This is a genomic window from Actinomadura sp. NPDC048021 (assembly GCF_040653135.1).
GTDB lineage: Bacteria > Actinomycetota > Actinomycetes > Streptosporangiales > Streptosporangiaceae > Spirillospora > Spirillospora verrucosospora.
In genome coordinates this window covers 46774-69400 of the sequence record NZ_JBEZJQ010000011.1, presented here as the reverse complement: position 1 = coordinate 69400, position 22627 = coordinate 46774, and the positions used below count along the sequence as shown (strand labels likewise).

Annotated in this window: 23 protein-coding genes; 4 read left to right on the top strand and 19 right to left on the bottom strand. The window is 72.6% G+C overall.

Features of this window, described 5'->3' with window-relative positions; genetic code table 11:
- Positions 1–117: 117 nt before the first annotated feature.
- The 15 genes from AB0C87_RS19815 to AB0C87_RS19745 form a co-directional block, all read right to left on the bottom strand.
- A complete protein-coding gene (locus tag AB0C87_RS19815) occupies positions 118–747 on the bottom strand; it encodes an HNH endonuclease family protein (protein ID WP_360578837.1) in 630 nt (209 codons plus the stop codon).
- 349 nt (positions 748–1096) lie between these two features.
- A complete protein-coding gene (locus AB0C87_RS19810) occupies positions 1097–1933 on the bottom strand; it encodes a MaoC/PaaZ C-terminal domain-containing protein (RefSeq protein ID WP_360578835.1) in 837 nt (278 codons plus the stop codon).
- Positions 1934–1956: 23 nt separating this feature from the next.
- Complete coding sequence (locus tag AB0C87_RS19805; protein WP_360362603.1) at positions 1957–3132, bottom strand: lipid-transfer protein; 1176 nt, start codon at positions 3130–3132, stop codon at positions 1957–1959.
- Positions 3129–3593 (bottom strand): MaoC family dehydratase, encoded by a 465-nt coding sequence (locus AB0C87_RS19800; RefSeq protein WP_360578833.1) that lies wholly within the window; start codon positions 3591–3593, stop codon positions 3129–3131. Before AB0C87_RS19800 ends, AB0C87_RS19805 begins: the two co-directional genes overlap by 4 nt.
- Before the next feature lie 11 nt (positions 3594–3604).
- Entirely contained in the window at positions 3605–4669 is a 1065-nt protein-coding gene (locus tag AB0C87_RS19795; RefSeq protein WP_353832257.1) for an acyl-CoA dehydrogenase family protein, read from the bottom strand.
- A complete protein-coding gene (locus AB0C87_RS19790; protein ID WP_345179328.1) occupies positions 4669–5652 on the bottom strand; it encodes a MaoC family dehydratase N-terminal domain-containing protein in 984 nt (327 codons plus the stop codon). Before AB0C87_RS19790 ends, AB0C87_RS19795 begins: the two co-directional genes overlap by 1 nt.
- The gene (locus AB0C87_RS19785; RefSeq protein ID WP_345179327.1) at positions 5649–6812 is read right to left on the bottom strand and encodes an acyl-CoA dehydrogenase family protein; all 1164 of its coding nucleotides are present in this window, start codon (positions 6810–6812) and stop codon (positions 5649–5651) included. The genes AB0C87_RS19790 and AB0C87_RS19785 overlap by 4 nt, the downstream gene beginning before the upstream one ends.
- A gap of 16 nt (positions 6813–6828) precedes the next feature.
- Positions 6829–8484 (bottom strand): AMP-binding protein, encoded by a 1656-nt coding sequence (locus AB0C87_RS19780; RefSeq protein ID WP_345179326.1) that lies wholly within the window; start codon positions 8482–8484, stop codon positions 6829–6831.
- Positions 8477–9724 carry an NADH:flavin oxidoreductase gene (locus AB0C87_RS19775; RefSeq protein ID WP_345179324.1) on the bottom strand — a complete coding sequence of 416 codons (1248 nt, stop codon included), beginning with the start codon at positions 9722–9724 and terminating at the stop codon, positions 8477–8479. The genes AB0C87_RS19780 and AB0C87_RS19775 overlap by 8 nt, the downstream gene beginning before the upstream one ends.
- Positions 9725–9823: 99 nt before the next feature.
- Positions 9824–10177, bottom strand: a complete 354-nt coding sequence (locus AB0C87_RS19770) for a hypothetical protein (RefSeq protein ID WP_360578830.1) — start codon at positions 10175–10177, stop codon at positions 9824–9826.
- A 7-nt stretch (positions 10178–10184) separates the two neighbouring features.
- The gene (locus AB0C87_RS19765) at positions 10185–10928 is read right to left on the bottom strand and encodes an ATP-binding cassette domain-containing protein (protein WP_353832251.1); all 744 of its coding nucleotides are present in this window, start codon (positions 10926–10928) and stop codon (positions 10185–10187) included.
- On the bottom strand, positions 10921–11670 hold the full coding sequence (locus tag AB0C87_RS19760) for an ABC transporter ATP-binding protein (protein WP_345179318.1): 750 nt from the start codon (positions 11668–11670) through the stop codon (positions 10921–10923). The genes AB0C87_RS19765 and AB0C87_RS19760 overlap by 8 nt, the downstream gene beginning before the upstream one ends.
- Positions 11663–13873, bottom strand: coding sequence for an ABC transporter permease (locus AB0C87_RS19755; RefSeq protein WP_345179317.1), 2211 nt, complete (start codon positions 13871–13873; stop codon positions 11663–11665). The genes AB0C87_RS19760 and AB0C87_RS19755 overlap by 8 nt, the downstream gene beginning before the upstream one ends.
- Before the next feature lie 57 nt (positions 13874–13930).
- Positions 13931–15349, bottom strand: a complete 1419-nt coding sequence (locus tag AB0C87_RS19750; RefSeq protein ID WP_360578827.1) for an ABC transporter substrate-binding protein — start codon at positions 15347–15349, stop codon at positions 13931–13933.
- Positions 15350–15462: 113 nt separating this feature from the next.
- The gene (locus AB0C87_RS19745) at positions 15463–16224 is read right to left on the bottom strand and encodes an SDR family oxidoreductase (RefSeq protein ID WP_345179313.1); all 762 of its coding nucleotides are present in this window, start codon (positions 16222–16224) and stop codon (positions 15463–15465) included.
- 250 nt (positions 16225–16474) lie between these two features.
- Here AB0C87_RS19745 and AB0C87_RS19740 point away from each other — a divergent pair, with 250 nt between their 5' ends.
- Positions 16475–18082 (top strand): AMP-binding protein, encoded by a 1608-nt coding sequence (locus AB0C87_RS19740; protein ID WP_345179312.1) that lies wholly within the window; start codon positions 16475–16477, stop codon positions 18080–18082.
- A gap of 29 nt (positions 18083–18111) precedes the next feature.
- Complete coding sequence (locus tag AB0C87_RS19735) at positions 18112–18624, top strand: DUF6624 domain-containing protein (RefSeq protein ID WP_345179310.1); 513 nt, start codon at positions 18112–18114, stop codon at positions 18622–18624.
- A 6-nt stretch (positions 18625–18630) separates the two neighbouring features.
- Here the strand turns inward: AB0C87_RS19735 and AB0C87_RS19730 are convergent, their stop codons facing one another.
- The 3 genes from AB0C87_RS19730 to AB0C87_RS19720 form a co-directional block, all read right to left on the bottom strand.
- Positions 18631–19287 (bottom strand): NAD(P)H-binding protein, encoded by a 657-nt coding sequence (locus tag AB0C87_RS19730; RefSeq protein WP_360578824.1) that lies wholly within the window; start codon positions 19285–19287, stop codon positions 18631–18633.
- Positions 19193–19423 (bottom strand): NAD-dependent epimerase/dehydratase family protein, encoded by a 231-nt coding sequence (locus AB0C87_RS19725; RefSeq protein WP_360578822.1) that lies wholly within the window; start codon positions 19421–19423, stop codon positions 19193–19195. The genes AB0C87_RS19730 and AB0C87_RS19725 overlap by 95 nt, the downstream gene beginning before the upstream one ends.
- Before the next feature lie 77 nt (positions 19424–19500).
- Positions 19501–19824: a hypothetical protein gene (locus tag AB0C87_RS19720; RefSeq protein WP_360578821.1), complete on the bottom strand. Its 324-nt coding sequence runs from the start codon at positions 19822–19824 to the stop codon at positions 19501–19503.
- Between the two features lie 247 nt (positions 19825–20071).
- On the opposite strand from AB0C87_RS19720, the gene AB0C87_RS19715 reads away from it, so the two are divergent.
- The gene (locus AB0C87_RS19715) at positions 20072–20578 is read left to right on the top strand and encodes a DUF4240 domain-containing protein (protein ID WP_345179304.1); all 507 of its coding nucleotides are present in this window, start codon (positions 20072–20074) and stop codon (positions 20576–20578) included.
- A 9-nt stretch (positions 20579–20587) separates the two neighbouring features.
- On the opposite strand, the gene AB0C87_RS19710 is transcribed toward AB0C87_RS19715, so the two are convergent.
- Positions 20588–21592 carry an SDR family NAD(P)-dependent oxidoreductase gene (locus AB0C87_RS19710; RefSeq protein WP_345179303.1) on the bottom strand — a complete coding sequence of 335 codons (1005 nt, stop codon included), beginning with the start codon at positions 21590–21592 and terminating at the stop codon, positions 20588–20590.
- Between the two features lie 123 nt (positions 21593–21715).
- Between AB0C87_RS19710 and AB0C87_RS19705 the strand changes: the two genes are divergently transcribed.
- Positions 21716–22459, top strand: a complete 744-nt coding sequence (locus AB0C87_RS19705) for a hypothetical protein (RefSeq protein WP_345179301.1) — start codon at positions 21716–21718, stop codon at positions 22457–22459.
- Positions 22460–22627: the final 168 nt, after the last annotated feature.

Here is a 22627-nt window from a genome sequence, read left to right as displayed (position 1 = left end):
GTGGCGGTCTGATTAGCCCGGGGGGCCTGTCCCCCCCCCGGGCGGCCGCCCGCCCCCCCCCGGGGGCGCGGCGCGGGGGTTGGTTTCCCGCGGCCCCCGGAGCGGTGGGGCGATCGGTCAGCAGGTGCCGAGCATCGTGGTGAGGGCGCTCCTCTCCGAGCTGTCCACCGTCAGGCCCCAGGACCACTTCACCTGGATCCAGGCCCGGGCGTAGGTGCAGCGGAAGGAGGTGACCGAGGGCTGCCACTCGGCCGGGTCCTTGTCGCTCTTCGCCTGATTGACGTTGTCGGTCACCGCCCACAGCTGGGGGCCGGCGAGGTCGTTGGCGAACGACTGGCGGCGGGAGGTCGTCCAGGACCAGGCGCCGGACGCCCACGCCTCGGAGAGCGGCACCATGTGGTCGATGTCCAGGTCGGACGCCTGCGTCCAGGTGGCGCCGTCGTAGGGCGAGAACCACCTGCCGGACGTCGCGGCGCACGCGGAGTCCGTGGTGACGTTCGTGCCGTCCCGCTTCAGGACGGTCTCGCGGGTGTTGCACGTCCCGGAGATGGTGATCCAGTGCGGGAACAGGGAGCGGTCGTAGGTGCTCCCGTGCGACTCGGCGGCCACGGTCAGGGTCGCCAGGCGGCTCGCGGCCGTGGCGGCGGACGGGATGCCGGGCGGGGTCGCGGACGCGGGCGAGGCCGCCGTGCCGAGCAGGGCCGCGCTCAGGGCGGCGGGGAGCGCGAACGTGAGAAGTCGTCGCATCGGGATGCCTTTCCGCGGTCGTCCCCGGGCCGGGGCTGGAACCCCGAGGGGGAGCGGGAACGACGGCACTGCGACGGTGACATTTTCGACAAATACGAATAAATGTCACGCTTTGCTCATGCGCACTGCCGCCGTTGGTCGGAAGCTGACGTCTATCGCCGACCGAAGGCCTCTGAGCTGCGACGAAACAGGCGCTGCCGCTTCCGTGACGGCGGATGAAGAGTTGTTGAACTCCGGGCCCATCCCCGGGCAAAGCCCGGTTCGGGCGCGAGGCAAGGCGCCCGGAGCTCCACAATCGCGAGAACGCCTTCGGCGTCGTCCCAGAGGCGGCGGGCGAGCGCGCCGCCGCCTAGCGGGCCGCGCCGAAGCGGGCGCGTCCGCCCGAGATGACCGTCGTCCCGTCCACGGCCGCCTCGAACAGGACCGCTCCGCCGTCGCCGTCCCGCCAGGTGCTCACCTGGAGCGCGTCGCCGGGGAAGACGGGTGCCGCGAAGCGGCCTTCGAGCTCGGCCAGGTCGGCGGGGTGGGCGCCGAGGGACTCGGCGAGCGGGAGGGTGACGGCCGCGAGCGTGCACAGGCCGTGCATGATCGGGCGCGGCATCCCGGCCGCCTTCGCCGCCTCCGGATCGATGTGCAGGTGGTGGCGGTCGCCGAGCAGCCGGTAGAGCGCCGCCTGCCGCGACGCGGTGGCGACGGTCAGCACGCCGTCCGGGACGGCCTCGGGACGGCGGCGCGACGACGGGCCCCGCTCGCCCCCGAAACCGCCGCTCCCCGGCGCGAACAGCGACCACGTCGCCTCGAAGTACTCGCTCTCGACCGCCACGTCGAAGACGGCCGCGGAGCCCTTGTCCCACACGTCGGTGACGCGTGCGCTCATCTCCACCGAGCCGGAGCGCGGCAGCGGCTTCAGGACGCGGAGGCGCTGCGTCCCGTGAACGGCCGTCCGCACGTCGAACGCGCCCGCCGAGCCCAGGACGTCCGGCGCCCACTGGGCGAGGGTCAGCACGAACGTCGGCAGGACGCGCAGCCTCTCCTCGAACACCAGGTCGAGGTCCGCGGCCCCCGCCCCCACCGCGAGCGCGTAGAGGATGGGCCGCGTCTCGTCGTAGGCCACCGTCCGGGCGCCGAGCGACCGCCCCTGCCACTCATGGGCCCGGATGCAGCCGGTGGGGGGACGACCCCCCACACCCCCCGGTTCGCTCCGCTCATTCATTCGTCCGCTCCGAGGATCAGGCCGCTGGTCGGGACGCCCGTGCCGGCGGTGACGAGGACGTTGTGGACGTCCCCCGGCTGGTTCACCGAGGTGCCGCGCACGAGCCGGACGGCCTCGGCGATGCCGTTCATCCCGTGGATGTAGGCCTCGCCGAGCTGGCCGCCGTGGGTGTTGACCGGGAGCCGGCCGTCGAGCTCCAGGTTGCCGTCGGCGACGAAGTCCTTGCCCTCGCCCTTCGCGCAGAAGCCCAGCTCCTCCAGCTGCGGGAGGACGAGCGGCGTGAAGTGGTCGTAGAGGATCGCGGCCTGGACGTCGGCCGGGGTGAGCCGCGACTGCCCGTAGAGCTGCCGTCCCACCAGGCCCATCTCCGGGATGCCGGTGATCTCCGAGCGGTAGTAGCTGGTCATCATGTGCTGGTCGTTGCCGGACCCCTGCGCCGCGCCCCAGATCACGGCGGGCCGGTGCGGGAGGTCGCGGGCGCGCTCGGCGGAGACGACGACGAGGGCCTGACCGCCGTCGCTCTCCTGGCAGCAGTCCAGCAGCCGGAGCGGCTCGGCGATCCACCGGGACGCCTGGTGGTCCTCCAGCGTGATCGGCCGCCCGTAGAACCACGCGGCCGGGTTCGCGGCGGCGTGCCTGCGGTCGACGACGGCGATGCGGCCGAAGTCCTCGCTGGTCGCGCCGTACTCGTGCATGTAGCGGCGGGCGAACATCGCGACCCACTGGGCGGGGGTCGAGAGCCCGAACGGGTTCATCCACGCGTAGGCGGCGCTGTCGGCGCTGACGTCCATCGGGCGGTCGGCCTGCCCGAGGCCGTAGCGGGTGCCGGACCGCTCGTTGAACGCGCGGTAGCACACGACGACGTCGGCGACGCCGGTCGCGACGGCCATCGCCGCCTGCTGGACGGTGCCGCACGCCGCGCCGCCGCCGTGCCCGATCCGGGAGAAGAACTTCAGCTCGCCGATGCCGAGGTTGCGCGCGATGTGGATCTCGGAGCTGGTGTCGGCGGTGAAGGTCACCATGCCGTCCACGTCGGACGGCTGGAGCCCCGCGTCCACGATGGCGGCGAGGACCGCCTCGCAGGCCAGCCGAAGCTCGCTGCGGCCCGACTCCTTGGAGAACTCGGTGGCGCCGATCCCGGCGACCGCGGCCGCCCCTGGCAGCACGCTCATGCGCCGCTCCCCTGTGCTTCGACGGCCCGCGCTTCGACGGCCTGTGTTCCCGCGGCGGGCAGTTCGACCACGACGGTGCCGGTGACGTGCGGGCCGATCGCGTTGACGCCGCGCACGGCGATCTCGACCCGGCGGCCGGAGTCGTCCTTGGCCGCGACCGTCCCGGTCAGCACCATCGTGTCGCCCGGGTAGTTGGGCGCGCCCAGCCTGATCCTGATCGCCTTCACGACGGCGGCGGGCCCGGCCCAGCTCGTCACGTACCGGTCGACGAGCCCGTTCGTCGTCAGGATGTTCATGAAGACGTCCCGGGAGCCGCGCTCGACGGCGAGCGACGGGTCGTGGTGGACGTCCTGGTAGTCGCGGCTCGCCAGCGCGGTCGCGACGATCATCGTGCGGGTCAGGGGGATGCTCAGCTCGGGGAGCTCCTCCCCCACCGCCACCTCCTCGTATCCCCGGCTCACCACATCCCCGGTCACAGGGCCGCCCCCAGGAGCTCCAGGTCGAAGGACGCGCCGCCGAGCGTCCCGGAGATCTGCTTGCCCCACAGGAAGTGGCGGTGCACCGGGTAGTCGACGTCCACGCCGATGCCGCCGTGCAGGTGCTGGACGCGGTGCACGACGTTCAGCCCGCCCTCGTCCGACCACCACTTGGCGACCAGGACGGCGCTCTCGGCGTCCTCCCCGGCGTCGATCAGCGACAGGGCGTGCCCGAGGCAGACGCGCAGCGCGTCGATCTCGATGTAGCAGTCGGCGAGCTGGTGCTGGGCGGCCTGGAAGGTGGCGAGCGGGCGGCCGAACTGCTCGCGGCCCGACAGGTAGTCGGCGGCCATGCGCAGCGCGCCCTCCGCGACGCCGACCTGGACGGCGGCCAGGGACACGCGGGTCAGCCGCAGCGCCGTGGCGAGGGCGCCGTCCGGAAGGGCGTGCGCCGGAGCGCCGTCGAGGGTCAGGTGCCCGGCGGCGTCGCGGCTGGTGGTCTCCGCGCGCTCCCACGCCACACCGGCGGCCGAGGTCTCCAGCAGGAACAGGCCGGGCCCCTCCGGCGAGACGGCCGAGACGAGGACGTGGCTCGCTCCGAACGGCGTCGGGACGGCGGCCTTCGTGCCGGTCAGCAGCCAGTTCGCGCCGTCGCGGACGGCGGCGCAGCGCGGCGCCGCGGGGTCGGCGGGGGCGAACTCCTCCAGCGCGACGGTCGGCCGCGACGTCCCGTCCGCGAAGGACGCGGGGACGTCCTCGCCGTGCGCGGCGAGCGTGAGCGCGGCGACGACGGCGGGCCAGACCGGGACGGGGGCGACGGTGCGGCCCTGCTCCTCCAGCAGGACGGCCAGGCCGGCGGCGCCGAGGCCCGCGCCGCCCGCGGCCTCGGGCAGCGCGACGCCGAGCAGGCCCGTCTCGCCGAGCTCGGCCCACAGGCCCTCGTCGTACCCGCGCTCGGACGCCTCGGCGTCCTTGATCCGCGCCTGCGTGGCGCGGTCGGTGAAGATCTGCCGGGCGAGGTCCCTGACCGCCTCCAGCTCTTCGCCAAGCGTGAAGTCCATCAGCGCTCCTTGACAGTGTGGGACGGTCCGGCGGGGCGGAACGCCGGCAGGGACAGGTCGGGGTCCGGGTCGATCCAGTCGAGGACGACGGGCATGCCGATCTCGACGTCCTCCGGCGCGACCCCGGTCATGTTCGCGATGAGGCGCGTCCCCTCGGCCAGCTCGATCACGGCGACGACGAGCGGGTAGTCGAACGCGGGGTGGCGCGGGTGGTGGTTGACGACGTAGCTGTAGACGTGGCCGTCGCCCGACGCCTGGACGGTGTCCCAGTCGAACGAGCCGCACTGCGGGCAGCACGGCCCCGGCGGGTGCCGCAGGGACTTGCAGTCGGCGCAGCGCTGGATGACGAGCCGGTGCTCGCGCGCCGCCTCGAACCAGAACGCGTTGTCCAGGTTGATCGCCGGGCGCGGGCGCAGGGCCTTCTTCTCAGCGGGCTTCTCCGCCGGCCCCGGGGCGGGCTTGTCGGCGGGGCGGAACCGCAGGAGGCGCCACCGCTGCGTGGCGACGACCTCCCCCGCCCCGTCCCGGTAGGTCTTGACGGTGCTGACGAAGCGTCCCGCGCCGAGCGCGGTCTTCTTCTCCGGGGAGATCGACTCGACGGTCTCCTCGACGCTGACGCGGTCGCCCGGCACCAGCTCCCGGTGGAACTCGAACTCCGAGTCGGTGGCGACGACGGAGGTGTAGCCGCCCTCGGCCAGCAGCTCGGTCAGCTCGTCGGGGCCCGCGGGGTCGGCGCGGACGGACGCGGCGTACCCGCGCATCGTCCACGCCTGCATCATCGACGCGGGCGCCACGACGCCGTCGCGGCCGGTCGCCCGGGCGGCCTCCTCGTCCAGGTAGACGGGGTTGCCGTCCTCCATGGCCTCGACCCAGTGCCGGATCATGGGGACGTTCACCGGGTCCTGCCCGTCCCGCCGCGCGCCGTAGGGCCGCCCGACCCACGCCCGGAGCCGCGCCTCGTACTCCTCGCCGTTCCCGCTCATGACCGCCTCGACCTCGGCAGACCCAGTCCCTGGACGGCGACCATGTCGCGCAGCACCTCGTTGACGCCGCCGCCGAAGGTGTTGACGATGCCCTGCCGCGACAGCTGCTCGATCTGCCCGTGCAGTACGGCCCCCGGCGACTCGGGGCGGATCCGGCCGGCGGCGCCGAGGATCCCGGTCAGCGTCCGCTGGACGTCGATGTGCGTCTCGGTCCCGTAGGACTTGGCGGCGCCGGCCTGCGCGCCGGTCAGCGTCCCGGCCTCCACCGCCATCGTCATCTTCCAGTTCATCAGCCGCATCGCCTCCAGCCGGGCGTGCGTGCGGGCGAGGTCGGCCCGCACCCACGGCAGGTCGATCACCCCGTTCCCGCGCGCCCAGTCGCGGACGTCCTCCCACAGCCGGATCATCCGGCCGCCGAGCGCGGCGAGCCCGATGCGCTCGTGGTTGAGCTGCGTGGTGATCAGGCTCCAGCCGCCGTCGACCTCCCCGACCACCGACGACGCGGGGACCTGGACGCCGTTGTAGTACGTCGCCGTGACGACCATCCCGCCGACCGTCGGGATCGGGCTCCAGGAGAACCCGTCGGCGTCGGTCGGGACGATCAGGATCGAGATGCCCTTGTGCTTCGGCGCGTCCGGGTCGGTGCGCGCCGCGAGCCAGATGTGGTCGGCGGTGTTGGCGCCGCTGGTGAAGACCTTGCTGCCGTCGATGACGTACCGGTCGCCGTCGCGGACGGCCCTGGTGCGCAGCGAGGCGAGGTCGGTCCCGGCGTCGGGCTCGGTGTAGCCGATCGCGAAGACGATGTCGCCCGACAGGATGCCGGGAAGGTACCTGCGCTTCTGCTCGTCGGTGCCGAACCGCATCAGCGTGGGGCCGACCGTGTTGACGGTGACGAACGGGAACGGCAGCCCGGCGCGCTGCACCTCGTCGAAGAACACGTACTGCTCGGCGATCGACCTGCCCTGCCCGCCGTACTCCTCCGGCCAGCCGTAGCCGAGCCAGCCGTCGTTGCCGAGCATCTTGACGATCTCGCGGAACCGCTCGCCGCCCACGCCCTGCTCGCCGGCGCGGCGCCGCACGTCCTCGGGCAGCAGGCCCGCGAAGTACGCCCTCAGTTCCGCGCGCAGCTCGCGATGCGCCTCGGACTCACGCAGATCCATACATGCCCTTTCTCGGTCAGGGGAGGAAGCGCCCGCGGCCCGCGGCGGTGAACTCCTCGCGGAGCGCGGCCTTGTCCGCCTCGGTCATCGGGACGTACTCCGGCGAGCCCCGGCCCGCCCACCGGAACACGGGGTCGGACGTGCGCCAGCCGTCGAGCTGCAGCTCCTTCTTCTTGAGCTTTCCCGACCCGGTCGTCGGCAGCGCGTGCGAGACGCGCACGAAGCGCGGCGCCCCCTTGGTGCCGAGGTCGTCCTGGCGGGCCAGGAAGGCGGGCAGGTCCAGGTCCTCGAACGCGACGCCCTCGGGGATCTCGATCGCCGCCATCACCTGGTCGCCGGAGCGCGGGTCCGGCACCCCGAACGCGACCGCGTCCACGATCTTCGGGTGGCGGCGGACGACGTTCTGGGTGAGCAGCGCGGAGATGTTCTCCGAGTCCACCCGGATCCAGTCGCCGGACCTGCCGCCGAAGTACAGGAACCCGTCGCCGTCGACGTAGCCGAGGTCGCCGGTCCAGTACCACCCGTGCCTGACCCGCTCGGCGTCGGCCTCGGGGTTGTTGTAGTAGCCCTCGAACCTGGCCGCGCCGTGCACATCGACGATCTCCCCGACGGCGGCCTCGGCGTTGGTGACGCGGCCGTGCCGGTCCAGCACGGCGGGCGCGCAGGTCTCGCGCGTCTCGGGGTTGACGACGCGGACGCCGTCGTGGGCGGGGCGGCCGAGCGCGCTCGGCGGCGCCTGCGGATCCCGTTCGATCATGCCGGCGCTCTCGCTGGACCCGTAGCCCTCGACCAGCCGCGCGCCGAAGCGGCGCAGGAACTCGGCCTTGTCCTCGGGGGACGCCTCCGTCCCGAACCCGTGCGTCAGCGTGTTGTCGCCGTCGTCCGGCTTCTCGGGGGTGGCGAGGACGTAGCCGATGGCCTTGCCGACGTAGGTGAAGAACGTCGCGCCGTAGTAGCGGACGTCCGGCAGGAACCCGGACGCGGAGAACCTCCTCGCCAGGACGACGGTCGCGCCGACCGCGAGCGACGGCGCCCACAGCGCCATCAGCGCGTTGCCGTGGAACAGCGGCATCGGGCAGTAGCTGACGTCCTCGCGCCTGACGTCGTACTTGGCGCTGTTGTTCCGGCCGAGCTCGGCGAGCCGGCCCTGCGAGCAGCGCGCCGCCTTCGACGCGCCGGTCGTGCCCGAGGTGAACAGCAGGAGCATCTGCGTCTCCGGCGTGATCGACGCATCGGGCTCGGGCTCGCAGGCGTGGGCGGCGACCAGGGCCGGGTAGCCGTCGTCGTCGACCAGCAGGAAGCGGTCACGCGGGACGCCGATGTCGAGGCCGTCCAGCAGCTCCAGCCCGGCCCGGTCGGTGACGACGAGCTGGAGGTCGGTGTGCCGGACCTCCTGCTCCAGGTAGGCGCCGGTCCGGGTGGAGTTGATGCCGACGATCGTCGCGCCGCCGAGCGCCGCCGCCCCGAGCCACAGGACGTACTCCGGGACGTTCTCCAGCAGGACGCCGATGTGGAACGGCCCGTCCCGGCGCAGGTCGCGGGCGAGCGACGCGCGGGCCGCGCTCTCCCGGACGACCTCGTCCCAGGTCCACGTCCGCTCGCGGCTGCGCAGGCCGGGCCGGGCGTCGCCCAGCCGGGCCAGCAGCATCGCCGCGATGGTCTCGTCACGCACCCGCGGCACCCCAGGCCGGCTCGGTGGACAGGACGCAGTGGGTGCCGCCGTAGATCGCGGTCATGCACTTGTTGCAGTGGATGCACAGCGACTCGGTCGCGGGCTCGTCCTTGATTCGATTGATCAGGTCGGGCTCGCGCAGGAGGGCGCGGGCCATCGCGACGAACTGGAAGCCCTCCGCCATCGCGGTGTCCATGCCCGCCCGGTCGGTGACGCCGCCCAGCAGGATCATCGGCAGCTTCACCGCCGCGCGGATCTGCCGGGCGTCCCTCAGCAGGTAGAGGTCCTCGTAGGGGTAGGACTTCAGGAAGTGCTTGCCGATCAGCTTGATCCCGAGCTTGGTCGGCTGCTTCATGACGGAGGCGAACTCGTGCAGCGGCGCGTCGCCCTTGAACAGGTACATGGGGTTGAGCAGGGAGCTGCCCGCGGTCATCTGGAGCGCGTCGACCGTGCCGTCGGCCTCCAGCCACCGGGCGACCTGGATGGCCTCGTCGATCCAGAAGCCGCCGGGCACGCCGTCGTCCATGTTGAGCTTCGCGGTGATCGCGATGCGGTCGCCGACGGCGTCGCGGACGGCGCGGCCGATGTCGCGCGCCAGCCGGGCGCGGTTCTCCAGCGACCCGCCGTACTCGTCCTTGCGGTGGTTGACCTTGGGGCTGAGGAACGAGCTCGTCAGGTAGTTGTGCCCCATGTGGATCTCGATGGAGTCGAACCCCGCCTCGACCGCCATCCGGCCCGCGCGGCCGTGCGCCTCGACGACGCGCTGGAGGTCCGCGTGGGTGGCGGCCCTCGCGACGGTCTGCGTGGTCAGGTGGAAGTGGCGGCTGGGCGCGAGCGCGGGGAGCCCGTTGCTCTTGGGGTTGGCGACCGGGCCGGCGTGCCCGATCTGCGCCTGGACGGCCGCCCCCTCCGCGTGCACGGCGTCGGTGAGCCTGCGCAGGCCGGGCATCGCCTCGTCCCGCCAGTGGATCTGCCGGCGGTCGGTGCGGCCCTCGGGCGCGACCGCGCAGTACGCGACGGTGGTCATCCCCACACCGCCGCGCGCGTGCCGGACATGGAAGTCGATCAGCGCGTCGGTGACCTGGCCGTCCTTGGTCAGCCCCTCGTACGTCGCCGCCTTGATCGTGCGGTTCCGCAGCGTGACCGGGCCGAGTTTCGCGGGCTCGAACACGTCGGGCTTCGGGGCGGTTGCCGGGGGGTGCGGGGGGTCGCCCCCCCGCAGGCGGGTCGGGTGATTCATCGAAAGTCCTCCATCCGGACTAGACGTTAATCAGCGGGATGTCCGGGCACTCCGGACATCCCGCTGACTGGGAGCGACGGGCCGCCTCCGGTGGCGCCGCTAGGCGTCCCGGCGCAGCGCGGCGGCGATCTGGTCGGCCTGGGACTGCTGCTCCACGAGCTGGCGCAGCAGCCACAGGCGCAGGACGCGGGTCACGGCGGCGGCCAGGTAGAGGGCCGCGCCGAGGACGGCCACCGCCAGGAAGCCGATGGCGAGCGTCTGCAGCGAGCCCACGTCCCGCAGGTCGTCCTTGGTGAGCGAGACGTTGTAGGCGACGAGGGTCCCGGCGACGCCGGCGACCATGGCCAGGATCCCGGCGATCCGCGCCGCCCCGTCGAACCGGGACCCGTCGGTCTTCAGCCGCTGCTTCGCGACGTCGTCCTTGAACTGCTGGCGCCGTTCCTCAGTGAGCATGATGGGGTCAACCTCCCAGGTAGTCGCTGGACAGCCGGTCTTCGATCTCGGCGGGCGGGCCGGCCGCCACCACGCGCCCGTGCAGCATCAGCGCGGCGGTGTCGGCGATCGGCAGGACGGCGCGGGCGAACTGCTCCGCGACCAGCACCGACAGGCCGCCCTCGACCAGCTCGGCGACCGTCTCGTACATCCGGGTGACGATCATGGGCGCGAGGCCCATGGACAGCTCGTCGAGCAGCAGCACCGCGGGGTCGCTGCCGAGCGCGCGCGACAGCGCGAGCATCTGCTGCTCGCCGCCGGACATGGATCCGGCGAGCTGGTGGCGGCGCTCGCCGAGGATCGGGAAGCGAGCGTAGGCCCGCTCCTCCAGGTCCTCCAGCCGGGCGCCGGTCCCGGTGGCGGCCCACAGGTTCTCCCGCACCGTCAGGTTGGGGAAGATCCCGCGGCCCTCGGGGATGGCGCAGACGCCGAGGCGCGCCGCGTCCTGCGCCGAGACGCCGTTCACCCTGCGCCCGGCGAACAGCAGGTCCCCGCCGGTCGGCGGGTGCAGGCCCGCGCACACCCGCATCGTGGTCGACTTGCCTCCGCCGTTCGGGCCGAGCAGCGCCAGCAGCGAGCCGGGCCGCAGCGCCAGGTCGACGCCGTGCAGGACCTCGATGGCGCCGTAGCCCGCCCGGATCCCCCTCAGTTCGAGCAGCGGTTCCGGGGACGCGGCGGCGGCCGGTCCGGTGGTCGTGTCCGGTTCAGGCATGACTCGCCTCCTCGGTGCCGATGTAGGCGGCGATGACCTCCGGCGACTCCTTGATCTCCCGCGGGGAGCCGGAGGCGATCAGCGCGCCGTAGTCGAGGACGTGGATGGTCGAGCACAGCCGCATGACCAGCGGCAGGTCGTGCTCGACCAGGCAGATCGCGAGCCCTTCGGCGGCGAGGCCGGTGAGCATCCCGGCGAACGCCTCCGTCTCGCGCTCGGTCTGGCCGGAGGCGGGCTCGTCCAGCAGCAGCACGCGCGGCGAGGTCATCAGCGCGCGCGCCACCTCCACGACCCGGGCCCGCCCGATCGGGATGTCGGACACGTCGCGGTCGGCGACGTCCGTGAGGCCCGTGCGCTCCAGGACGCGGTCGGTCTCCTCGTCCAGGTCGAACCGTTTGCGGGTCGTGGCGCGCAGGACGTCGCCCGCGACGCGGACGTTGTCGCGCACGGACAGCGACAGGAACAGCTCCAGCCGCTGGAACGTCCGCGCCATGCCGCGCCGGGCGCGCCTGGCCGGGGACAGCCGGGTGATGTCGTCCCCGTCCAGGAGCACCTGGCCGGACGCGGGCCTCTGCAGGCCGGTGATGGTGTTGAACATCGTGGTCTTGCCCGCGCCGTTCGGGCCGATGAGCCCGGTGATGCGGCCTTCGTCCATGGTGAGGCTCACGTCGTCCACCGCGGTGTTGCCGCCGAACCGGACGGTGACGCCGCGGGTCGCGAGCAGGGGCGGGCTCTCAGGCATTGACCGTTCCCTTCAGGCCGAGTTCGCGGTCGAGGCGGACGCGCAGTTCGTCGGTGTAGGGCTCGTCCACGCCGGCGAGCTCCAGCGGCACCGGGCGGGCCTTGCGCCCCTCCTCCAGGTAGGCGCGGCCCACGGCGGGCAGCAGCAGGACGACGCACAGCGCGGCCAGCGCGAACGTCCACGTGCCGATCACGCCGGTCAGCGCGAGGACGTACAGGACGGCGCCGAGCGCCCCCGCCCCGAACAGCGGCGGGCGCGCGGTCCGGATCGCCCGGTAGCCGTCGACGAGGTCGTGGACGAACCCGCTCGGGTTCCGGCCGACGCCCATCCCGACCAGCGCCGTCCCGACGAGGACGAGGTGGCCGAGTGCCCGGTAGACGGTGGCCATGCCCTCGTTCTCCAGGGCCAGGTCGCCGAGCGTGGAGACGAGGACGGCCGAGCCGACGCCCGCCATCAGCCCGCCGAACAGGGCGCCGCTGAGGTAGCCGATGCCCGCCACCACGACGAGCATGAGCAGGGCGAGGCTGCCGGTGAACGAGAAGTTCTCCTGCGCGACGGTCCCGGTCGCCGCCGACATCAGCACGCCGCCGAGCCCCGCGATCGCCGCGGAGATCATGAAGACGCTGAGCTTCAGCCGGACGAGGTTCTGCCCGAGCATCGCCGTCGCCGCCGGGCTGTCCTTCATCGCCGCGAGGCGCCGGCCGTAGCCGCTGCCGCGCAGCGCCGCGAGCCCGACGGCGATGAGCGCGAACAGCACGGTCGCGGTCATCAGCGAGGTCGTCCCGTTCCGCAGGTCCAGCGGGCCGGCCTTGAGGGGCGGGACGACGAGCGCCCCGTCCGGGAAGAGGGTGAACCTCATCCCGAACAGCTCGTGCTCGGTGGTGTCGCGCAGCACCATGTTCGACAGGAACTCGCCGAACGCCATGGTCGCGAGCGCCAGGTACAGGCCGCGCAGCCGCAGCGCCGGCAGCGCGACGAGCCCGCCGACCAGCGCCGCCGCCGCGACGCCGAGCAGCACGCCCTGGAGGTTCGTCCGGGCTCCGAGCCCGCTGCCCTGCACGCCGAAGTGGAACGCCACCACCGTCGCGACCGCCCCGAACGCCAGCGGCGCGAGGTTCAGCTCGCCCGCGTAGCCGGTGAGGACGGTCAGCGACAGCGCGATGATCGCGAACGTCATGCCGAGCGAGAACGTGGTGACGGCGCCGTCCGACAGCAGCAGGCTGTAGAGGTAGACGACCGCGACCAGCACGAGCCCCCACACCGCCGCGGACCGGACGGTCGGCGGCCGGTACCGCTCGCGGGTCCGGATCGCGGCCCCGCGCAGCCGGTCCTGGGGCAGCACCACCAGCACCACGAACAAGATGATCATCGGCAGCGAGACGCGCAGGTTGCCGGTGAACGTGCCCGCCGACGGCAGGTAGGCCAGCACGTAGTTCGCGGCCAGGCCGAGCACCATCGCGCCGGCGAACGTCCGGGGGATGCTGCGCAGCCGCCCGAACATCGCCGCCGCGAACGCGTCGATCACCAGCAGCGTCAGCGCGTTGGCGTCCAGCCCGCCGCCGCTGATGGGCACGATCAGCACCCCGGCGAGGACGGCCAGCGTCGATCCGAGCGCCCACGACAGCATCGCGGCGCGCTCCGGGTCGTGGCCGTTCAGCCGCAGCAGGTCGGGGTCGTCGACGGACCCGCGCATCACCACGCCGACCCGGCTGCGGGTGAACAGCACCCGCAGCCCGGCCGCGATCGCGACGGCGGCGGCCAGGCACACGATCTCGTGGTACCGGACCACCACCCCCGCGATCGTGATCTTCGAGCCCGCGCCGAAGAACATGGCGACGGTGTGGGCCTCGTCGGGGTTCCAGATCCACTGCGCCAGGTAGACGGTCCCGAGCAGCACCGCCACCGTCACGATGATCTTCGTGACGTCGGCGGTGCCGCGCAGGCCCCGCATGATGGCGGCGTGCAGGGCGGCGCCCATCGCCGGGCCGGCGACGCCGACCACGACGATCAGCGCGAGCCACACCGGCCAGCCCCACCGCTCGGTGCAGTGCCAGTACAGGAACGTTCCGAACATGGCCTGCGCGCCATGCGCGAAGTTGAAGATTCCCGAGGTGTTGTACGTCAGCACGAGCCCCGAGGCCGCGATGGAGTACACCGAGCCGAGGACCAGGCCGAGAATGGTGTAGGTCAGGAACGTGGTCACGTGGTCACCGCCACTTGTTCACCGCCATGGGGAGGACGCCTCCGGCCGCCGTCGCGGTCAGGACGCCTGGGGCTTGATGACGTCGCCGGTCAGGAACTTCGTGGAGATCCGGTCGTCGTTGAGCTGCGTCCCCCACGTCTTCGGGTCCGTCTTGACGACGAAGTCGCCGCCGCACTCGAACTCGCCGACGTTCTTCGGGTACACCTGCTCGTACCTGGTCTTGTTCAGCTTGACCATGAGCGAGCACGACGCCGGCTTGTTGTTGCCCGGGTCGGTCGGCGCGTGCAGGCCGCCGCCCGTCCACTCGTGCACCTTCGACAGCTCGTTGATCACGCACTGCCGGGTCAGGTCCGAGCCGCACTTGCTCGCGGACTGCGCCCACAGCAGGAACGCCGAGGCGGCCTGCATGCCGAGCAGCGCGACCTTGCCCTTCTTCGCGTTGACGAGGTCGGTGTACTGCTTGACCGCCGGGACCTTGTCCGCGTTCTCCAGCGGCTGGAAGATCATGCCGACGTGCAGGCGGTCACCCGCGCCGGAGGTGTTCCACTTGGAGACCAGCGAGCTGTACCAGGTCGCCTCGAACACGTAGGTGGGGTCGGCGCCCGCCCGCTCGATCGACTCCAGCAGATTGAACTGCCCCGGGTCGGGCGAGTCGGACGTCCACAGGTACTTCGCCCCGCAGTCCTTGATCTTCTTGGCGAACGGCATGTAGCTGCTCTCGCCCGCGTCGTTCAGCCGGACGCCGCACTCCAGCGGCTTGACGCCGATCCCCTTCATCGCGCTCGCGACCTTGTTGGTGCCGGTGCTGACGGCCGGGGACGTCGACAGCAGCAGGTCCGTCTTGTCCTTGTAGTCGGGGAACATCTTCTGCGCGATGCGCAGCGCGCCGATGTTCATCATGTCCACCGGGTACGGGACGGCCTCGTACTTCATCGGGCCCATCGCCGCGTTCGGGCCGACGGTGAAGCCGGCGACGGTCGGCAGCTTGCAGCCCACCCGGTACTGCTCGGCGGCCTCGTCCATCGCGAAGCCCTGCCCGACGAGCATGAAGTCCTGCTTGCAGGACTCCTGCACCACCTTCGCGGACTGCATGTAGGCGGCGTCGTACTGGTTGCCCTTGATCTTGCGCCCGTTGATGCCGCCCTGCTGGTTGCACCAGTCGATCATGGCGCTGACGGCGTCGCCCATCTCCTTGGACAGGCCGGGCGCGGAGGTGAAGCCGCGGTCGTCGCCGAACCCGATCGCGATCTGGTCGTCGGTGACGCCCTGGTCGGTCTTGCCCTTGGCGTCGCCGGGCCCGCACGGCGACGGCAGCGTCCCGAACGCCTTGGCGCCCGCGCCCGCGCTCGCGCCGCCGCCTGGACCGTTCCCGGCGGCCGTCCCGTCGGTGCCCGAGCGGTCGCTGGCACAGGACGTCGTCACGAGTGCGACCGCGAGGGCTCCCGCCGCGAGGCGCCCGATCTTGTCGACCTTCATACGGACGTGCTCCTTTCACCGGCGCGCGCGGACGCGGCCGGTGGCATGGGGTGGGTTGAGATGGGGTGGTGGGGTGTTGCCAGGCGGGGGGCGTGGTCTGTGTCGCCGCCGGTTCAGCCGAAGTGGGCCTGGCCGCCGTCAAGGGGGATGGTGGCGCCGGTGAGGTAGCGCATGGCCGGCTGGACGAGCGCCGCCACGGCCTTGCCGATGTCGTCCTCGCAGTCGCCGATGTAGCCGAGGGGGATCGTCCTGCGGAACTCCTCGGCCTCCTCGGGGTTCGTCTCCGCCCACCACTTCAGCCCGGGCGAGAGGGCGTGCGGGGCGATGCTGTTGGCGCGGATCCCGTCCGGCCCCCACTCGGCGGCGGCCGTGCGGGTCAGCGACCGGAGCGCCTGCTTGGCGGCCGCGTAGGCTCCGAAGGTGGTGGGGTCCCAGCGGACCATGGCGGAGGTGACGAGGTTGACGATGCTGCCGCCGCCCCGCGCCTTCATGTGCGGGTGGCACGCCTTCATGAACGCGAACGCGGCGAAGGGGCCGGTCGTGAACCCTTTCCGGAACGCGCGGTCGCTCATCTCCAGGAGCGGCCCGTAGGCGCCGGAGTAGGCGTTGTTGACGAGGATGTCGACGCCGCCGAACGTCGCGGCGACGCGCTCGACCACCGCGGGGATCGCCTCGGTGTCGGCGACGTCGCACTCGAACGCCTCGGCCTCGGCGCCGCGCGCCCGGACCAGCTCGCACGTCGCGTCGAGCTTGGCCCGCGTCCTGCCGAGCACGGCGACCGCCGCGCCCTCCGACGCCAGCGCGAGGGCGATGCCCTGCCCGACGCCCTGTCCCGCTCCGGTCACGATCGCGACCTTGCCGCTGAGGCTTCCCATGAAACGACTCCGCTCAGTCCTGCTCGCGCCCAGCCCGGTCGTGTCGCCGCACGCGGCGGGACCGGGCTGAATCAGTCCTGGTGAGGGCCCATGGTGATGTGATGGGGACCACGTGAAGGGACCAGTCCCGCTCACCGGGAATTACCTCCACCGGGAGTGCGGGCGACGGTCCCGCTGAGCGGAATGCCCTGGTGAAGCCCGTGGTGGGGCGGCCGACAATGAGCGCGTCCGGCGAGGAGGAGGGGTCCCGATGGAGATCGTCCGGCAGCTGACCGGTCCCGGCGGCGAGTTCGAGCTGCGGGAGGAGGAGGTGCTCGGCGCCCGGATCCCGGTGTTCGCGAACCGCGCCCGCAGCCTCGGCGAGGTGCTCGTCCACTCGGCGTCCCACGGCGACCGCGACTACATCGTCACCGCGGACCGGCGGCTGAGCTTCGCCGAGCACGCCGCCGCCGTCGCCTCCATGGCGAAGGCGCTGCGCGACGACCTCGGCGTGCGCCCCGGGGACCGCATCGCGATCGACGCCGCCAACAGCCCCGAGTGGATCGTCTCGTTCTGGGCGGCGATCGCCGCCGGGGCCGTCGCGGTCGGCTACAACGCCTGGTGGGCGCCCCGCGAGATCGAGTACGCCCTCGGGCACACCGACCCGAAGGTCGTCATCGCCGACGAGAAGCGCGCCGCGCTGATCTCCGAGGACGTGCTGACGATGGAGCGGGACGTCCCGTCGCTGACGCGCCGCTACCCCGGCGCCGTCCTGGAGCCCCCGCGGGTCGCCGAGGACGACCCGGCGGTCATCCTCTACACGAGCGGCACGTCGGGCCGTCCCAAGGGGGCCGTCCACTCGCACCGGAACCTGACCTCGGTGATCGAGTACCACCGCTTCAACGACGCCCTGATGCGCGCCTTCGGCGACCCGGTGGACCCCGCGTCCCGCCGCTACCTGCTGGCGCTGCCGCTGTTCCACATCGCGTGCCTGCACAACCTCGCCGTGCCCCGGCTCGCCACCGGCACCGCCGTGATCATGCACGAGGGCGGCTTCGACGTGGACAAGGTGCTCGGCCTCATCGAGCGGGAGCGCGTGACCAACTGGGGCGCCGTCCCCACCATGGCGCACCGGATGATCGAGCACGGCGACCTGTCGAAGTACGACGTCTCCTCGCTCACGGCGTTCTCGCTGGCCACCGCGCCGTCCTCACCGGCGTTCAAGGAGCGGCTGCGCGCGGTGTTCCCGCCCGCGAAGGGCGGCCTGGTCGACAGCTACGGCCTCACCGAGTCGTGCACCGGCGTGTCCACCGCCACCCCCGCCGACCTGGAGGAGGCGCCGGGGACCCTCGGCCGCCCGTCGGTCGGGGTGCAGCTGGAGATCCGCGACCCGGACAACAGGCCGCTCCCCGACGGAGTCGAGGGCGAGGTCTGCGTCCGCAGCGCCTACAACATGGTCGGCTACTGGCGCGACCCCGAGGCCACCGCCCGCGCGTTCGACGCCGACCGCTGGCTGCACACCGGCGACATCGGCATGGTCGAGCAGGGCCGGCTGCGGCTCACCACCCGCCGCTCCGACCTGATCATCCGCGGCGGCGAGAACGTCTACCCGGCGGAGATCGAGAACGTCCTCGCCGAGTACCCGGGGCTGCGCGAGTGCATCGTCATCGGCGTGCCCCACCCCGACCTCGGCCAGGAGGTCGCCGCGGTCGCCGTCTTCGCCGACGCCCCGCCCGCCGCCGAGGAGCTGGCCGACTTCGCCCGGGAGCGGCTCGCCTACTTCAAGGTCCCGTCCCGCTGGCACGTCACCACCGACCCCCTCCCCCGCAACGCGACCGGAAAGGTCCTCCGCAAACAGGTCGAAACCGAAGTCCTGTAACCCGCCCGGCTTCTCGCGATAGTGGAGGCATGCTGCGGGACGAGTTGTTACGCCGGGCCGAACACGACCAGCGGGTCCGGGAGGCGGCCGAGCCCGATGGACGGCTGACGCTCGTGCAGGGGCTGCGCTTCCTCTGGACCGACCGGCGCAACACGACGTGGCTGGCCCGCGCCGTCCGTCGGCACGGATGGCCGGGCGTCGCGGCCGTCGGCGCGGAGGCCGCGCACGCTGCCTGGCTGCTCGCCCAGCACGCCGACCGGCGGCCGCACCTCCAGCGCATGTTCCTCAGGGCCTTGCGCGGGGCGGTCGAGGCTGGGGACGCCGACCGTGCGGACCTCGCCTACCTGGAGGACCGCGTCCGGGTCAACGCCGGGCGCCCCCAGCTGTACGGGACGCAGTACGGCACGGCCGAAGGCGTCTTCGGGCCGCGGCCGATCGAGGACCCCGGCGGCCTCGACGAGCGCCGCGCCGAGGCCGGGCTGCCTCCGATGGCCGAACAGGACGCCCGCATGCGTCGCCTGGCCCGCGGCGAGCAACCGTGAGCTCGCTCAGCCTGCCGCCGCTGGGGCGGGGGCGGGGTGGCCGAGCTGCTCGGCCTGGAAGTCCTCCCAAGTGCGCTTGCCCTGGTCGGCTCCCTCAACGGAGAGGTTGTCGCCGGCGCGGTAGGCGCGCCCGGCCTTTCCCGGGATGCGGACGGGCATCGTCGCGCGGCGCTTGCCGCTCGCCTTCAGGTAGCCGCGGATGAGCGTGCCGATCGGGAACACCTGAGGCCCGGCCAGGTCGGGAACGCGGCCGGCCGGTTCGCCCAGCGCCAGCTCCACGAGCCGCTCCGCGACGTCGCGCGCGTCCACCGGCTGGAAGCGGAGCCCGCCCGGGACCGGCACCACCGGGGACTTCGCCATCCCCTGCACCACCTTGAACACCAGGTCGTGGAACTGCGCGGCCCGCAGGATCGTGTACGGCACGCCCGACCCCTCCACGGCCCGCTCCACTTCCAGCTGGGACCTGAGCCAGGCCAGCGGCACGCTGTCGGCCCCGATGACCGAGATGAGCACGAGGTGCCTCACCCCCGCGCGCGAGGCGGCGCGCACCAGGTTCCGCGCGACCACGTCATCGCCCTTGTTGCCGCCCGCGAGGTGCAGGACGGTCTCGATGCCGTCCAGCGCGGCGTCGATGCCCTCGTCCCTGAACAGGTCGCCGGTCACATACTCGACGCCGCCGGCGGGCTTCCGCTCGCCTGCGGCTGAGCACCCGCACGTCCCGCCCGGCTTCCCGCAGCCGCGGGACGACCTGCCGCCCGAGCGTGCCCGTCCCACCGGTGACCAGGATGGCCGCTGCCATGACTCCTCCAAGTGAATCCCTTATGTCTTCACCCGTCACGACTGGCCCGGCGCCGAAAACGTGACATCGGCGCTCGTCTACTGGCGCCAGGCGCCGACCACATCGTCGGGACCCCAGCTCAGGGCGACGTCTCCGGTGATGTCCGCGCCGGAGAGCGACACCACGACGAGCCCCGCGACCGGCGGGTCCAGGCCGGGGACCTCGTTCGCGGCTCGGCGGAGGTCCGCCAGGTCGCGGTCGTCGAACGGGCCGTTCAGCCATTTGATCGAGCCGGCGAAGTGGATCCGGTTCGCCACGGGGCCGCGGTCGGCGCCGACGAGGTCGACCTCCGGGTCGAAGCGGCGGTTCCACCAGCCGCCGACGGCACCGAGGTCCGCCCAGGGCAGGTCAGACAGCTCCAAGGCCCGCAAGGAGGGGCGACAGAGTCCCGGACGGCAGCGCCTCGCCGCGCCCACCGGTCGCCGCGGCGATGTTGGCGTGCGTCCGGTCGCCGGAGCCGATGGCCTCAGCACGCGCCGCGCCGTGTCGGGATTGGGGAACTCCGCCAATCGGGTAGCCCACATCTACATAGATTCGGTCTACATAGATGCGGACTACCTGAACTGCCGGCGGCGGTGAACTGTCGGCGGCTCCTGGTTGGCTTCGGTCATGACCGACGAGCGTTTCTGGGACGTGATCGAGGCCGCGTGGGCGCCCCTGGGCGCCGAGGTCGCCGCCGCACGACGGGCCCTCACCACCCGCGACCTGTCCGCGGACGTCTGGGAGATGACCGAGATCTCCGTGGTCGACAAAGCCCTGGACGCGTTCCTCGGCAACCTCGCCGAAGCCGCCCGCGACCTGTCCGCGAGCGAGCTGACCGACCTCGACCGGGCGTGCGAGCGACTCCTCTACGACATCGACCGGGCCGACGTCCACGAGGTGACGGACGGCTCCGACGACGGCTTCCTCTACGCGCGCGGCTTCGTCGTGGCCATGGGCCGCGACTTCTACACGGCCGTCGCCGCGGACCCCCGCGTCGCCGTCCCGGACGCCGAATGCGAGTCGATGTGCTACTTCTTCGCCCACCGGCACAACGAACGCTTCGGGGACTTCCCGGACACCGGCTCGGGCATCTCCCGCGAGTCCTGCCGCAACCCCGACGGCTGGCCTGACTGAGGCCGGTCGTCAGCCGGCGGCGTGATACTGGCGGATGAGCCATGCGTCGTCGTGCTGCTCGGCGACGACGGACAGCCGCACGGAGCGGTCCTCACCGGTGGGGGCGGTGAAGGTCACTTCGGCGAACCCGCTCACCAGGCGTTCGCCGAGGCGGGTCTCGCCGAGCACGTCGACCCGGGCCGTCGTGCCTTCGGGGACGTCGGCGTAGTAGCCGAGGATCTCCTCCCTGCCCCGGCGCAGGGAGGGGGTGATGCCCTGGAAGAGCGCGTCCGGGCTGAAGAGCGAGGCCAGGTCGGCGGGCCGGCGCCGGTCGAAGGCGCGCCGCCAGGCGTCCAGCAGCCCCGGGAGGACGCCCGGCGCCGACCGCACGGTGTGCAGGACCTCGTGCTCCCACTGGTGCCGCGGCTGGCCGTGCAGGCGCCAGTAGTGCTCGGCGATGTCGTCGGGATCGAAGTCGGTGCCCGGCGCGACGGCTCCGTCGACGGTGACGCTGGCGGCGTGCACTCCGGCGTCCCCGTACCGCTGGTCGAGGACCCGGACCAGGGTCCGGACCCCTGCCTTGCCGAGGGAGAGGCTGGTGTACTGCCATTTCGGCTCGGGCATGCCTCCGGTGATGAGGATCGATCCGCTTCCGCGGCGCGCCATCTCCGGAGCCAGATGGGCGGCGGCGGTGTGCGCGCCGACGACGTTGACCGCCCAGGCCTCCAGGTGTGCGCGCGCCGACAGCTCCCCCGGCGCATCGGCCTGGACGATCGCGGCGTTGTAGACCACGACGTCGGGCAGGCCGTGTGCTGCGACGGCCCGGTCGAGGGCGGCCCGCAGGGCGTCCTCGTCGGCGCAGTCGGCCGCGAGGGTGACGACCGGCACCCCGCTGGGCTCGACAGCGCGAGCCGCGGCCCGCAGCGTCTCGTCTCCGCGAGCCACGAGGGCGATCAGATATCCCTCCCTGGCGAATCTGCGCGCGACCGCCTGCCCGATCCCCGGACCTGCTCCGATGACCACCGCTCCGGACACTCTCCGCCTCCTCGAAACCATCGGTCGGCAACACCTCGCACGCTAAAGCGTCACATCCATGTGAGGGTCAAGGCCGAAAGGGCGGAAGGACACGGATCAGTGCTCGTGTGGTTGGGTCGACCCGTGCGACCCACCATGATCGCGGCCCTCGCCGTCACCGCCCTCACCGCCGCCGGCTGCGCGGACGCCGCAGCCGAGCGGAACGCCGCGGGTGACGCGCGGGCCAGCGCCCGGACGGTCGGCAACGCCATGTACGGCACCCGGCTGGTCGAGGCGGACGACATCGGCCATCACATCGCGGACCTCAAGGGCGTCAGGGTCCTGAAGGTGACGGGTGCCCGAACCGGTGACCCCGGCGGCGTCCGTGTGATCATGCGGGTCTCCGGCAGGGCACAACGAAGCGAGGGCCTGTTCCGGGGCCCCGGACAGATCACCGTGGACCGCTGCTTCGAGCTGACCTTCGACGGCGGGCCCGGCGAGTGGAACACCGCCCCGCCGCCCGCCCCCTGCCCGGACGGCGCTCCCCCGACGTTCGCCCCATGGCCCGAGACACCGCCGATCTCCGTCACGCGGATCGAGCGAGCCCTGCCCAAGGTGAACGCGCTTCCCTCGGGACGCGGCGTGGAGGAGAGGGACGTCCGCGCCGCGCTGGCGAAACTCGGCCTGCACCCCGCGATCAGAATCGAAACCGAGCCCCAGTCCGACTTCGCCGTGGGCGTGGCTCTGGTCTCCGGCGCCACGACGACGGGTAAGGGGCGCTGCGTCCTCGCCAGGGTCAGCCCAGGCAAGACGAAGGCATGGGCCCCGTCCCGAACCGAGGCCACGCGGGGCTGCAACCCCCACACCGCCCTGGGCACCGGCCGCTAGTGCAGTGACCCGTCCGAGGTACCTGTCGGGCGTCCGGTCGCGAACCAACGATGGGCGAACAGAAGGGCCCGGCGAGCGCCGGGCCCGTGGGGGGGGGCGGTGGGGAGAGCGGCGGGTGGGGGAAGAGTGTTGGTTGGTCTGGGTAGATGACGGGGGGAGGCGGATCAA